Source organism: Acidovorax sp. IB03 (assembly GCF_016406015.1).
In the GTDB taxonomy this organism is placed as follows: domain Bacteria; phylum Pseudomonadota; class Gammaproteobacteria; order Burkholderiales; family Burkholderiaceae_C; genus Acidovorax; species Acidovorax temperans.
In genome coordinates this window covers 53,038-66,142 of record NZ_JAEFCH010000001.1, presented here as the reverse complement: position 1 = coordinate 66,142, position 13,105 = coordinate 53,038, and the positions used below count along the sequence as shown (strand labels likewise).

Sequence of the window (13,105 nt, the reverse complement as noted above, 5' to 3'; positions counted from 1 at the left end):
CCCCGGCCCATGCACCTTGCCCCCGAAGCCCCCAACGCAACCGTTGTCGCCGCTGTATCGGTCAACGACATGCGCGAGCGCATCCGCCGCAAAAGCCGCCTCAAAGGCCGCCAGCCTGAAGAGGCTGCCATGGCAGACGTGGCGCAGTTGCTGGGCCCGCGCCCGGCCAATGGTTTTCGGCGCGATCTGCTCATTGAATACCTGCACCGCCTGAACGACCACTTTGGCGTGCTGCACGACCGGCACCTGGTGGCGCTCGCCAAGCAGATGAACCTGCCGATGGCCGAGGTGTACGAGGTGGCGAGCTTTTATCACCACTTCGAGATCGTGCGTGGCGAGGAAGCCCAGGCACCGCGCCTGGTGCTGCGCGTGTGCGACAGCCTGAGCTGCACCATGGCCGGGGCGCGCGAACTGCTCGAAGCACTGCCGGCACGGTTGCAAGCGGCCGGGCAGGGCGATGTACAGGTGGTAGCTGTGCCCTGCGTAGGCCGTTGTGAACAGGCCCCCGTGGCCGTGGTGCACCAGTGTCCGGTGCCGCACGCCACCTTGGACTCGGTGCTGGAAACCGTCACTTTGAAGCCAAATCGGGCTCTGGCGCTTCACCCATCAGCGCCAGCAGCTATCAATTTTGATATTGCAGCGCTGGCAGAGCACAGCGTACCTGCGCAGCCGGATGGCATCAGCCCCGCGCACACTGATCTCGCCACCTACCGCGCCCGCGGCGGTTACCAGACCGCTGCCGCCTTGGTCAACGGCGAGATGGACGCCGAGGGGGTGCTGGCTGCCATGGAGGATTCGGGCCTGCGCGGCCTGGGCGGCGCGGGCTTCCCGGCGGGGCGCAAGTGGCGGATTGTTCGGGACCAGCCCGCGCCACGCCTGATGGCCGTCAACATTGATGAAGGCGAGCCCGGCACCTTCAAGGACCGCACTTACCTGGAGCGCGACCCGCACCGTTTTCTGGAAGGCGTGCTCATCGCCGCCCAGGTGGTGGGTACCGAGGCCATCTATATCTACCTGCGCGACGAGTACCACGGCTGCCGTGCGCTGCTGCAAAAGGCGCTTGACGACCTGCGCACCGAGCCGCCATGCCCGCTGCCGCACATCGAACTGCGGCGCGGCGCGGGTGCCTACATCTGCGGCGAAGAGTCCGCGATGATCGAGAGCATCGAGGGCAAGCGCGGCGAACCCCGCATGCGCCCGCCCTACATCGCCCAGGTGGGGCTGTTTGGCCGCCCCACGCTGGAGCACAACTTTGAAACCCTGTACTGGGTGCGCGACATTGTCGAGCGCGGCCCGCAGTGGTTCGCCAGCTTTGGCCGCCACGGCCGCATGGGGCTGCGCAGTTTCAGCGTGAGCGGGCGCGTGAAGCACCCGGGCGTCAAGCTGGCTCCGGCGGGCATCACGGTGCAGGAACTCATCGACGAATACTGCGGCGGCATGCTGGACGGCCACCAGCTCTATGCCTACCTGCCCGGCGGCGCCTCGGGCGGCATCCTGCCCGCCAGCCTCAACCAGATTCCGCTGGACTTCGACACGCTGCAGCCCTACGGCTGCTTCATCGGCTCGGCCGCCGTCATCGTGCTCAGCCAGCATGACCGGGCGCGCGACGCAGCGCTGAATGTGATGCGCTTTTTTGAACACGAAAGCTGCGGCCAGTGCACGCCCTGCCGCGTGGGCACGGCCAAGGCGGCCACGCTGATGGAGGCACCGCAGTGGGATGAGGAGTTGCTGGACGATCTGGCACAGGTAATGGCCGACGCCTCCATCTGCGGCCTGGGCCAGGCGGCGCCCAACCCCATCCGCTGCATTCACAAGTATTTTCCGCACGAGGTGGGCGAAGGGCCCTGGCCGGGTGATCTGCCCAAGCCGCGCAACAGCCCGTTGGCAGAGCAATTGCCCCAAGGAGGCCAGCCATGAGCGCGCTGCCCCACACGCCAGGCGTGGCCTTCGAGCTGGACGGCCAGCCCGTCACCGCCCACCCCGGCGAAACCATTCTGAAAGCCGCGCAGCGCCACGGCGTGGAGATCCCGCACCTCTGCTACACCGACGGCCTGCGGCCCGACGGCAACTGCCGCGCCTGCGTGGTTGAGATCGCGGGCGAGCGCACGCTGGCGCCCAGCTGCTGCCGAGCGCCCACCGCAGGGATGAAAGTGCAGGCCGCTAGCCCGCGTGCCCGCAAAAGCCAGCAGATGGTGGTGGAGATGCTGCTGTCCGACATGCCGGACGTGGGATACCAATGGAATGATGACCAGCCAGATACTCCTGAATTGATAGCTGGCGGCGCTTATCCATCATGCGCTGGAGCCCCATTTGATTCAAAAAATACGGAAGCGGTGGGCCAGCATGGCGAGTTGAGCCAATGGGCGGATCGGCTGGGCGTGAGCGTGCGCCCGGCATTGAAGGCCCTGCGCCGCGAGCAGCCCGCGCCCGACCTGAGCCACCCCGCCATGGCCGTGAATCTGGATGCCTGCATCCAGTGCAACCGCTGCGTGCGCGCCTGCCGCGAAGAGCAGGTCAACGATGTGATCGGCTACGCGCTGCGCGGGGCCGACAGCAAGATCGTTTTCGACCTCGACGACCCCATGGCCGAAAGCACCTGCGTGGCCTGTGGCGAATGCGTGCAGGCCTGCCCCACGGGCGCGCTCAGCCCCAAGACGCACATCGGCTCGCAAAAGGTGGACCGCAAGGTCGATTCGGTCTGCCCGTTCTGCGGCGTGGGCTGCCTCATCACCTACAACGTGCGCGATGAAAAAATCATCAGCGTGAAAGGCCGCGACGGCCCGGCCAACCAGGGTCGCCTGTGCGTGAAGGGGCGGTTTGGTTTTGACTACGCGCACCATCCGGACCGCCTCACGGTGCCGCTGATCCGCAAGCCGGGCGTGCCCAAAGAAGTGCGTCCCCATGGCGTCGACTGGCGCGATACCTTCCGCGAGGCGACCTGGGAAGAAGCGCTGGATCTGGCCGCTGGCACGCTCAAAAACCTGCGCGACACCCACGGCCCCAAGGCGCTGGCGGGCTTTGGCTCGGCCAAGGGCAGCAACGAAGAGGCCTACCTGTTCCAGAAGCTGGTGCGCACCGGCTTTGGCAGCAACAACGTGGACCACTGCACGCGGCTGTGCCACGCGTCCAGCGTGGCCGCGCTGCTCGAAGGCGTGGGCTCCGGCGCGGTGAGCAACCCGGTGAACGATGTGGAACATGCCGAGCTGATCTTTGTGATCGGCTCCAACCCCACGGCCAACCACCCCGTGGCGGCGACCTGGATGAAGAACGCTGCGAAGCGCGGCGCGAAGATCGTGCTGGCGGACCCGCGCGTGACCGACATTGGCCGCCACGCCTGGCGCACGCTGCAGTTCAAGGCCGACACCGACGTGGCCATGCTCAATGCGCTCATCCACACGGTGATCGACGAAGGCTTGGTGGATGAGGCCTTCATCCGGGATCGCGCCAACAACTTCGAGGCGCTCAAGGCCAACGTGATGGGCTGCAGCCCTGAGGCCATGGCGCCCGTGTGCGGCATCCCGGCCGAGACGCTGCGCGAAGTGGCGCGCGCGTTTGCCACGGCGAAGGCATCGATGATTCTGTGGGGCATGGGCGTGAGCCAGCATATCCACGGCACCGACAACGCGCGCTGCCTGATCGCGCTGTGCGCTGTCACCGGCCAGATCGGCAAGCCCGGCTCCGGCCTGCACCCGCTGCGCGGCCAGAACAACGTGCAGGGCGCGAGCGACGCGGGCCTGATCCCCATGATGTTTCCCAACTACCAGCGCGTGGACAACGCCGGGGCCCATGCGTGGTTTGAAGAATTCTGGGGGACGAAGCTGGACGAGGCGCCGGGCTACACGGTGGTGGAGATCATGCACAAGGCCCTGGCCGATGACAGCGACCCGCACAAGGTGCGCGGCATGTACATCATGGGCGAGAACCCCGCCATGAGCGACCCCGACCTGAACCACGCGCGCCACGCGCTGGCCAGCCTCTCGTACCTGGTAGTACAGGACATCTTTTTGACCGAAACCGCCTGGCTGGCCGATGTGGTGCTGCCCGCCAGCGCCTGGCCTGAAAAGACGGGCACCGCCAGCAACACCGACCGCATGGTGCAGATGGGCCGCCGAGCGCTGAACCCTCCTGGGGACGCACGGGCAGACCTGTGGATCATTCAGCAGATCGCGCAACGAGTGGGCCCCCACGCTCCGCACTTCGTGTCGTCGCTGCCCCCCGAGGGGGCCGGCCCCGCCTTGGGGCGGCCCGGCGGCGGGGCGGGCCTGAACTGGAACTACGAAGGCGAAGAATCTGGCGTGGCCGCCGTGTACGAGGAAATGCGGCAGGCCATGCACGCGAGCATCGAGGGCATCACCTGGGACCGGCTGGAGCGCGACTCCAGCGTGACCTACCCGTGCCTCACATCTGACGACCCTGGCCAGCCCATCGTCTTCACCGATCATTTCCCCACGCCCACGGGTCGCCTGCAACTGGTGCCTGCCAGCGTGATCCCAGCCGCCGAAAAGCCCAGCGCTGAGTTCCCGTTTGTGCTCATCACCGGCCGCCAGCTGGAGCATTGGCACACCGGCAGCATGACGCGGCGCAGCACCGTGCTGGACGCCATTGAGCCCATGGCCACCGCGTCCCTGCACGGTGACGAACTGGCGCGGCTGGGCGTGCAGCCGGGTACGCTGGTGGGCATACGCTCGCGGCGCGGCATGGTGCAGGTGCGCGTGCGGCGCGACGACGGCACGCCGCGTGGCACGGTGTTCATGCCCTTTGCATATGTGGAAGCCGCAGCCAACCTGCTCACCAACGCTGCGCTGGATCCGTTTGGCAAGATTCCAGAGTTCAAATACTGCGCTGTGGCGGTAGAGGCGCTGCCATCGGCCAAGGCCGATTGAAGAGCAGGGCGCAGGGGTTTGACGGCGCGCCTGTATGGCGGGGGCTGCTACAGAGTACAGTCGCTGCCCATGACTGAGCGCCCCTACACCGATGTTGCTGTGATCATGCGCTGCGAGCGCATTGACAACCGCTGGCAGCCCTGGCGGTGGTCGCTGGCCGAAGTGGTCATGCACGACCCGGCCTTCGGCACCGAACCGCGCCAATTGTTGAGCGACGAGCGCGAACAGCGCTGGATGTTTCCCGGCTTTCGGGTGGAGCTGTTCCGCGACGATGCCGAGGGCTACCACCTGAATGTCGAATCGCCCGCCCCGTGCTGGTTTGTGCTGTGGCGCATGGACGAGGACGATGGTGGCGATGCCCCCCGCCTGGCCCGCCCGGTGGAAGTCAGCCTGAGCTACCACGAGGCCGGCCGCTGGCTGGATGCGCAAGAAACGGTGGAGCAAGTGCCTGTGCCGCCTGAGGTGCTGGAGGTGCTGCAGGCCTTTGTGGCCGAGAACTACCAGCCTGAGCCCAAGCGCCGTAAGCGTCCTGACAGCTTTCAGCCGCTGCAAGACCGGTTCGGCAACCCCGCTTCGGTGAGTACCGAGAAGCACCGTGGTGGAGGTGGCCGTGGCTGACGGATTCCTGGGCCGCTGGTCGCGCCGCAAGCAGGAGGTGCGCGAGGGCAAGCCCGTACAAGACCCTGCGCCACCTTTGCCACAGGCACCTGCGCCAGCCGGGGTGAATGCGCCTGCGCCCCTGGCCGCGCAGCCTGCTGCGGCACCCGTGCCGCCCGAGCCCGCAGTCGCGCCGTTGCCCACGCTGCAAGACGCGCAGTCGCTGTCCATCGATTCCGATTTCAAGCCCTTCGCCAGCCGTGCGGTGGCGCCTGAGGTGCGCAACGCTGCGATGAAGAAGCTCTTCACCGACCCCCACTTCAACGTGATGGACGGCCTGGACATCTACATCGACGACTACACCCAGCCCGACCCGCTGCCCGCTGCCATGCTCAAGGAAATGGCCAGCGCCCAGTTCATGGGGCGGGTGGAAGAAGAGCTGGAAAAGCCACCAGCCGCAGGGCAGGCAGCCGCCCCTGCCGGGCGGAATGACCCGAAAGACCCCGCACCCGTGGAACCCCCTGTGCCATCGGCAGCGCAACCGGGGCAAGACGTGGCACAGTCGGGGGTATGCACAGCTATTCCTAGCACGCACGGGCAAGCGTCGGCGGGTTCCACGGGGGAGCCTGCGTCGCTTGCCCCAGCCAGCCACACAGAACATGACCACGCTCATCTGCGATTGCAACCAGACGATGCCGCTGAACGCCCAGGCCCTGGGCACCGCGCTTCGTGAAGACCTGACCCTCCATTCCACCCTGTGCCGCCGCGAGGCGGGCGCCTTCACCCAGGCCATCCGCTCGGGCGAGGACGTGGTGGTGGCATGCACCCAGGAAGAGCGCCTGTTCGCTGACCTGGGCCGCCAGACGGAAGGCGCCATCTCGCCCATCCGCTTTGTGAATATCCGCGAAACCGGCGGCTGGAGCCGCGATGCGGGCAAGGCCGGCCCCAAGATCGCCGCGCTGCTGGCGGCGGCGCACCTGCCCGAGCCGCCGCCCGTGCCGGTGGTGACATATAAGAGCGCCGGGCGCCTGCTGATCATCGGGCCGCTCGATGCGGCAGAGCAGGTGGCCGGGTTGGTGTCTGATGTGCTGGACGTTACCGTGTTCGCCCAAGGCCCCGGCCAGGCCGGTGGCGCCCAGGCTCGTCGCTACCCCGTGCTGGGCGGGCGCATCGAAGCATTGACGGGCTGGCTGGGTGCGTTTGAATTGCGCTGGCGCGAAGACAACCCCATCAACCTTGACCTGTGCACCCGCTGCAATGCCTGCGTGGCCGCCTGCCCGGAAAACGCCATCGGGCTGGATTACCAGATTGACGTGGCTGCCTGCCAGGGCCACCGCGCTTGCGTGAAGGCGTGCCAGGTGGCGGGGGCGATTGACTTTCAGCGCGCGGTCGAGAGCGAGTCGGCCCAGTTCGATCTGGTGCTGGACATGCGCCGCGCTGACGCCACGCCCACCTTCTTGCAGCACGCGCTGCCCCAGGGCTACCTGCGCAGCGATGGGCGTGACCTGCCCACCGTGCTCAAGCTGCGCGAACTGGTGGGCGAGTTTGAGAAGCCCAAGTTTTTTGAATACAAGCAGAAGCTCTGCGCCCACAGCCGCAACGCCACCGTGGGTTGCAGCGCCTGCGTGGACATTTGCTCGGCCGAGGCCATCAGCAGCGACAAGGCCCGCCAGCGCGTGGTGGTCAACCCCAACCTGTGCGTGGGCTGCGGCGCCTGCACCACCGTGTGCCCCACGGGCGCGATGACCTATGCCTATCCGCCTGCGGCGGAGCAGGGGCAGCGTTTTAAAACTCTGCTGTCCACCTATGCCGCAGCGGGCGGCAAGGACGCCGTGCTGCTGTTGCACAGCCAGGAGCGTGGCCAGGCGTTGGTCAATGAGCTGGGCCGCGCAGCGCAGCTGAAGGTGGCCCATGGCGTGCCTGCGAATGTGATTCCGGTGGCCTTGTGGCACACCGCCAGCACGGGCGTGGACCTGTGGCTGAGCGCCATCGCCTACGGGGCCTCGCAAATCGTCTTGCTGGTTACCACCGAAGAGGCGCCGCAGTACCTGGAAGGGCTGCAGGCGCAGATGGACGTGGCCCAGCGCATCCTCAACGGGCTTGGCTACACGGGCACCCACCTGCGCATCATCGAGGCCAAGCACCCGACGGAGTTGGATGCGGCGCTGCAAACCCTGGGCCAAACGCGCCAGCGCACCCCGAGCGTTGCCGCACGCTTTGCTATCGCGCAGGAGAAGCGCAGCACCCTGGACATGGCGCTGGACCATCTGGTCGAACAGTCGCCCCTGGGTGCAGCCTCCTTGCCAGCGGCGATTGAGCTGCCCGCCAAGGGCTCACCTCTGGGCACCATCACGGTCGATAAAGACCGCTGCACCCTGTGCCTGAGTTGCGTGAGCGCCTGCCCGGCAAGCGCTCTGCAAGACAACCCGCAAACGCCGCAACTGCGCTTTCTGGAGAAGAACTGCGTGCAGTGCGGCCTGTGCCAGACCACCTGCCCGGAAAACGCGATCAGCCTGCAGCCCCGCCTGTCGCTCGCGCCCGAGCGCGCGCAGCTGCGCGTGCTCAACGAAGCGCAGCCCTGGGCCTGTGTGCGCTGCAGCAAACCGTTTGGCACCGTGAAGGCCATCGAGGCCATGCTGGGCAAGCTGGCTGGGCATGCCATGTTCCAGGGCGAAGCGCTGGAGCGGCTCAAGATGTGCAGTGACTGCCGCGTGATTGATCTGTACTCCGCACAAAACGAATCGAAAGTGACCGACCTGTGAGCGCCTCTGTTTCATTGACCCAGCCCGGCAGCTCTGCGCTGGATGAGGAAACCGCACGTGCCGAGTTGTATGGCGTGTTGTCCCAGCTGTATTACGCACCGCCCAGCCCCGAGCTGCTGTCGGCCCTGCGCGTGGCCGTGACCGAAGCGCCCATGGAAGGTGGCTTTCTGCAAGAGCCCTGGCAGCAGCTGGTGGCAGCGGCCCGCGCGCAGGACGACGCCGCCATCGCGGCTGAATACGATCGCCTGTTCGGCGGCGTGGGCAAGCCCGAGGTGTTTGTGTACGCATCGCACTACCTGGCGGGCTTCTTGAATGAAAAGCCCCTGGCGCGCTTGCGCACCAGCCTGGACCGCCTGGGGCTTGCGCGGGGCGACACCATGCCCGAGACCGAGGACCATGTCGCGTATCTGTGCGAAGTCATGCGCTACCTGATTGCGGGTGATGACATGGCTGTCTGTAACCTGACGGCTCAGCGCGAATTTTTTGCCGAGCACATCCAGCCCTGGCTGCCCGCCATGTGCAACGCGCTGGAACAGCACCCGGCCGCGAGCTTCTATGCAGCCGTGGCGCGCCTTACGCGGGCTTTTGCTGCTGTTGAGGCGCAGGGTTTTGACATGCTCGATTGAAGATTGTTTGCGATGTGCCGCGTCTTGACGCGCGGCAATGCTCAAGTGCATTGGTGGGATTAGGGTTGGCCTCGTTGTGAAGGTTACTTGGCTGCCTTAGACTCGCTTATGCAATTTTTTACATAACTGCCAGCCTCCTGGAGACAAGCATGCAGGACCGCCAGCCTTCCGCTTCTACCCCCCCATCCCGTCGCCGCTTCTTTGCGGGCGCCGCCGCCGTGAGCGCCGGTGCTGCCGCCGTGACGGTGCTGCCGCGTGTAATCCCCGCCGAGGTCGTGGCCGCTGAGCCCGCCCGCGTGGCGCCTGAAAAGGGAGGTGGCTACCACCTCTCGGCGCACGTGAAGCAGTACTACAAAACCACCCAACTTTGATTTCGGGGCGCGCCATGTTGCTCACCAAAAAGTCTGCGCATGCACCGCACAGTGCATCGACATCCTCTCCCTTTGTTCACAGCCTGCGCCGGGGCCTGTCCCAAGCGCTGCCCACCATGGACCGCCGCGCTTTCCTGCGCCGCTCGGGCCTGGGCGTAGGCGTTGGCATTGCGGCCTCGCAACTCACCCTGGTCAAGAAGTCGCAAGCGGCTGAAGGTGCCAAGGTGGGCCTGGGCGACAGCAAGATCGAAGTGCGCCGCACGGTCTGCACCCACTGCTCGGTGGGCTGCGCCGTGGATGCCGTGGTGGAAAACGGCGTGTGGGTGCGCCAGGAACCCGTGTTCGATTCCCCCATCAACCTCGGCGCCCACTGCGCCAAGGGGGCGTCAGTGCGCGAGCACGGCCACGGCGAGTACCGCCTGCGGTACCCGATGAAGCTGGTCAACGGCAAGTACGAGCGCATCAGCTGGGATACGGCCCTGGCCGAAATCTCCGCCAAGATGCTGGAACTGCGCAAGGCCAGTGGCCCTGACAGCGTGTACTTCATCGGCTCTTCCAAGCACAGCAATGAACAGGCCTACCTGCTGCGCAAGTTCGTGAGCTTCTGGGGCACCAACAACTGCGATCACCAGGCGCGTATTTGCCACTCCACCACCGTGGCGGGTGTGGCGAACACCTGGGGCTACGGCGCCATGACCAATTCGTACAACGACATGCAAAATAGCAAGGTCGCTCTGTACATCGGCTCCAACGCGGCTGAAGCCCACCCCGTCAGTATGTTGCACATGCTGCACGCCAAGGAAACCGGCTGCAAGATGATCGTGGTGGACCCGCGCTTCACCCGCACGGCCGCCAAGGCCGACGAGTACGTGCGCATCCGCTCGGGCACCGACATCCCTTTCCTGTTCGGCCTGGTTTATCACATCTTCAAGAACGGCTGGGAAGACAAGAAGTACATCCACGACCGTGTCTACGGCATGGAAAAGGTGCGCGACGAGGTCATGGCCAAGTGGACACCCGACAAGGTGGAAGAGGCCTGCGGCGTCAAGGAAGACCAGATGTTCAAGGTCGCCAAGATGCTGGCCGACAGCCGCCCTGGCACCATCGTATGGTGCATGGGCCAGACGCAGCACACCATCGGCAACGCCATGGTGCGTGCCTCCTGCATTCTGCAGCTGGCCCTGGGCAACGTGGGCAAGAGCGGCGGTGGCACCAACATCTTCCGTGGTCACGACAACGTGCAAGGCGCGACTGACGTGGGCCCCAACCCCGACTCGCTGCCCGGCTACTACGGCCTGTCCGAAGGTGCGTGGAAGCACTTCGCCAACGTGTGGGGTGTGGACTTCGAGTGGATCAAAAAGCAGTACGCCACGCCCGCGATGATGACCAAGAACGGCATCACCGTGTCGCGCTGGATCGACGGCGTTCTGGAGAAGAACGAGCTCATCGACCAGGACAGCAACCTGCGCGGCGTGTTCTATTGGGGCCATGCCCCCAACTCGCAGACCCGTGGCCTCGAAATGAAGCGCGCCATGGACAAGCTGGACCTGCTGGTGGTGGTAGATCCCTACCCATCGGCTACCGCTGCCATGGCCGCCATGCCCGGCAAGCCCGAAGACCTGAACCCCAACCGTGCGGTGTACCTGCTGCCTGCAGCCACGCAGTTTGAAACCAGCGGTTCCTGCACGGCGTCCAACCGCTCGCTGCAGTGGCGCGAGAAGGTCATCGAGCCTCTGTGGGAGAGCCGTTCCGACCACATGATCATGTACCAGCTGGCGCAAAAGCTGGGCTTCGACAAGGAACTGGTCAAGAACTACAAGATGCAGAAGGTCAAGGGCATGGACGAGCCCATGGTCGAAGACATCCTGCGCGAAATCAACCGCTCGGTCTGGACCATTGGCTACACCGGCCAAAGCCCAGAGCGCCTGAAGGCCCACATGAAGAACATGCATGTGTTCGACGTGAAGACCCTCAAGGCCAAGGGCGGCAAGGACAAGGAAACCGGCTACGACTTTGCTGGCGACTACTTTGGTCTGCCCTGGCCCTGCTACGGCACGCCCGAGCTCAAGCACCCAGGCACGGCCAACCTGTACGACACCTCCAAGCATGTGATGGAGGGTGGCGGCAACTTCCGCGCCAATTTCGGTGTGGAAAAAGACGGCGTCAACCTGCTGGCCGAGGATGGCTCGCACTCCGTGGGCTGCGAGATCACCACGGGCTACCCCGAGTTCGACCATGTGCTGCTGAAAAAGCTGGGCTGGTGGGACGACCTGAGTGACGCCGAGAAGGCCAAGGCCGAAGGCAAGAACTGGAAGACCGACCCCACGGGCGCGATCATCCGCGTGGCCCTCAAGCATGGCTGCCACCCCTTCGGCAATGCCAAGGCGCGTGCGGTGGTGTGGAACTTCCCTGATCCGATTCCGCAGCACCGCGAACCGCTGTACGGCACCCGCCCCGACATGGTTGCAAAGTACCCCACGCACGAGGACAAGAAGGCCTTCTGGCGCTTGCCCACGCTGTACAAGACGGTGCAGGACAAGAACATGGCGGACAAGGTGTACGAGAAGTTCCCGCTCATCCTCACCTCGGGCCGCTTGGTCGAGTACGAAGGTGGCGGCGAGGAAACACGCTCCAACCCCTGGCTGGCCGAGTTGCAGCAGGAAGCGTTCGTGGAAATCAACCCCAAGACCGCTGCCGACCGTGGCATTCGCAATGGCAGCCGCGTGTGGCTGAGCTCGCCCACCGGCGCACGCCTGAATGTGCAGGCCCTGGTCACCGAGCGCGTGGCACCCGACACCGTGTGGATGCCATTCCACTTCTCCGGCCGCTGGCAAGGCGCCGACATGTTGGCTTATTACCCACAGGGGGCAGCGCCTCTGGTGCGTGGCGAGGCCGTGAACACTGCAACAACGTATGGCTACGACGTCGTGACCATGATGCAAGAAACCAAGACCACGATCTGCAACGTGGAAGCTGCGTGAGGAGACCGCGATGGCCCGCATGAAATTTATCTGTGATGCAGAGCGCTGCATCGAGTGCAACAGCTGCGTGACAGCGTGCAAGAACGAGCATGAAGTGCCCTGGGGCGTGAACCGCCGCCGGGTGGTGACCCTGAACGACGGTGTGCCCGGCGAAAAGTCCATCTCGGTGGCCTGTATGCACTGCAGCGATGCACCTTGCATGGCGGTGTGCCCCGTCAACTGCTTCTACCGCACCGAAGAAGGCGTGGTGCTGCACGACAAAGATGTCTGCATTGGCTGCGGCTACTGCAGCTATGCATGCCCGTTCGGTGCGCCGCAGTTCCCCGCGTCCGGCACCTTTGGTGTGCGCGGCAAGATGGACAAGTGCACCTTCTGCGCTGGCGGCCCTGAAACCCATGGCAGCCAGGCTGAATTTGAAAAATACGGCCGCAACCGACTGGCCGAAGGCAAGCTGCCTGCCTGCGCAGAAATGTGCTCGACCAAGGCCTTGCTCGCCGGCGACGGCGACGTGGTGGCAGATATCTTCCGCAACCGCGTGGTGCAGCGCGGCAAGGGTGCCGAGGTGTGGGGCTGGGGCACTGCCTACGGTTCCAAGCAGGCAGGCCAGCCTCCAGCAGGCGCAACCGGAGCCAAGTCATGACACGCATTGCATCCACACTTTTGACGGCTGCCACCCTGTGCGTGGCACTGGCGGCCTGCGGCGAAAAGCCCCAGACAGGCGGTGCAGTCAAGCACGATGCGGCGCCTTACGCCGGTACGGGCAGCAACTTCACCCAGCCAGGCTGGACGGCGGGTGACAAGACCAGCTGGGAACAGCAGCTGCGCACGCGCCAGCAGTACGGTCAAAACGAGTATTCCCGCAACCAGAAGCCCTGAGCGAGGTCT

The 13,105-nt window shown here is 65.4% G+C and carries 10 protein-coding genes; all 10 read left to right on the top strand.

What is annotated here, in order from left to right; genetic code table 11:
• Positions 1 to 9 precede the first annotated feature (9 nt).
• The 10 genes from IHV84_RS00290 to IHV84_RS00245 all read left to right on the top strand — a co-directional run bounded on the left by IHV84_RS00290 (position 10) and on the right by IHV84_RS00245 (position 13,096).
• Positions 10 to 1,917 carry an NAD(P)H-dependent oxidoreductase subunit E gene (locus IHV84_RS00290; protein WP_198845360.1) on the top strand — a complete coding sequence of 636 codons (1,908 nt, stop codon included), beginning with the start codon at positions 10 to 12 and terminating at the stop codon, positions 1,915 to 1,917.
• Positions 1,914 to 4,883, top strand: coding sequence for a molybdopterin-dependent oxidoreductase (locus IHV84_RS00285; RefSeq protein ID WP_198845359.1), 2,970 nt, complete (start codon positions 1,914 to 1,916; stop codon positions 4,881 to 4,883). The genes IHV84_RS00290 and IHV84_RS00285 overlap by 4 nt, the downstream gene beginning before the upstream one ends.
• 69 nt (positions 4,884 to 4,952) lie before the next feature.
• On the top strand, positions 4,953 to 5,501 hold the full coding sequence (locus tag IHV84_RS00280) for a DUF3305 domain-containing protein (protein WP_198845358.1): 549 nt from the start codon (positions 4,953 to 4,955) through the stop codon (positions 5,499 to 5,501).
• Positions 5,494 to 6,213 carry a DUF3306 domain-containing protein gene (locus IHV84_RS00275; RefSeq protein WP_198845357.1) on the top strand — a complete coding sequence of 240 codons (720 nt, stop codon included), beginning with the start codon at positions 5,494 to 5,496 and terminating at the stop codon, positions 6,211 to 6,213. Before IHV84_RS00280 ends, IHV84_RS00275 begins: the two co-directional genes overlap by 8 nt.
• Positions 6,173 to 8,242: a 4Fe-4S binding protein gene (locus tag IHV84_RS00270; RefSeq protein WP_198845467.1), complete on the top strand. Its 2,070-nt coding sequence runs from the start codon at positions 6,173 to 6,175 to the stop codon at positions 8,240 to 8,242. The genes IHV84_RS00275 and IHV84_RS00270 overlap by 41 nt, the downstream gene beginning before the upstream one ends.
• Positions 8,239 to 8,868 carry a molecular chaperone gene (locus IHV84_RS00265; RefSeq protein WP_142083951.1) on the top strand — a complete coding sequence of 210 codons (630 nt, stop codon included), beginning with the start codon at positions 8,239 to 8,241 and terminating at the stop codon, positions 8,866 to 8,868. The genes IHV84_RS00270 and IHV84_RS00265 overlap by 4 nt, the downstream gene beginning before the upstream one ends.
• Positions 8,869 to 9,017: 149 nt before the next feature.
• Positions 9,018 to 9,239, top strand: coding sequence for a formate dehydrogenase (locus tag IHV84_RS00260; RefSeq protein WP_066698995.1), 222 nt, complete (start codon positions 9,018 to 9,020; stop codon positions 9,237 to 9,239).
• Positions 9,240 to 9,253: 14 nt separating this feature from the next.
• Positions 9,254 to 12,220: a formate dehydrogenase subunit alpha gene (locus IHV84_RS00255; RefSeq protein WP_198845356.1), complete on the top strand. Its 2,967-nt coding sequence runs from the start codon at positions 9,254 to 9,256 to the stop codon at positions 12,218 to 12,220.
• A 10-nt stretch (positions 12,221 to 12,230) separates the two neighbouring features.
• Positions 12,231 to 12,860, top strand: coding sequence for a formate dehydrogenase FDH3 subunit beta (fdh3B, locus tag IHV84_RS00250; RefSeq protein ID WP_198845355.1), 630 nt, complete (start codon positions 12,231 to 12,233; stop codon positions 12,858 to 12,860).
• The gene (locus tag IHV84_RS00245) at positions 12,857 to 13,096 is read left to right on the top strand and encodes a hypothetical protein (RefSeq protein WP_142083955.1); all 240 of its coding nucleotides are present in this window, start codon (positions 12,857 to 12,859) and stop codon (positions 13,094 to 13,096) included. The genes fdh3B and IHV84_RS00245 overlap by 4 nt, the downstream gene beginning before the upstream one ends.
• The last annotated feature ends 9 nt before the right edge of the window (positions 13,097 to 13,105 follow it).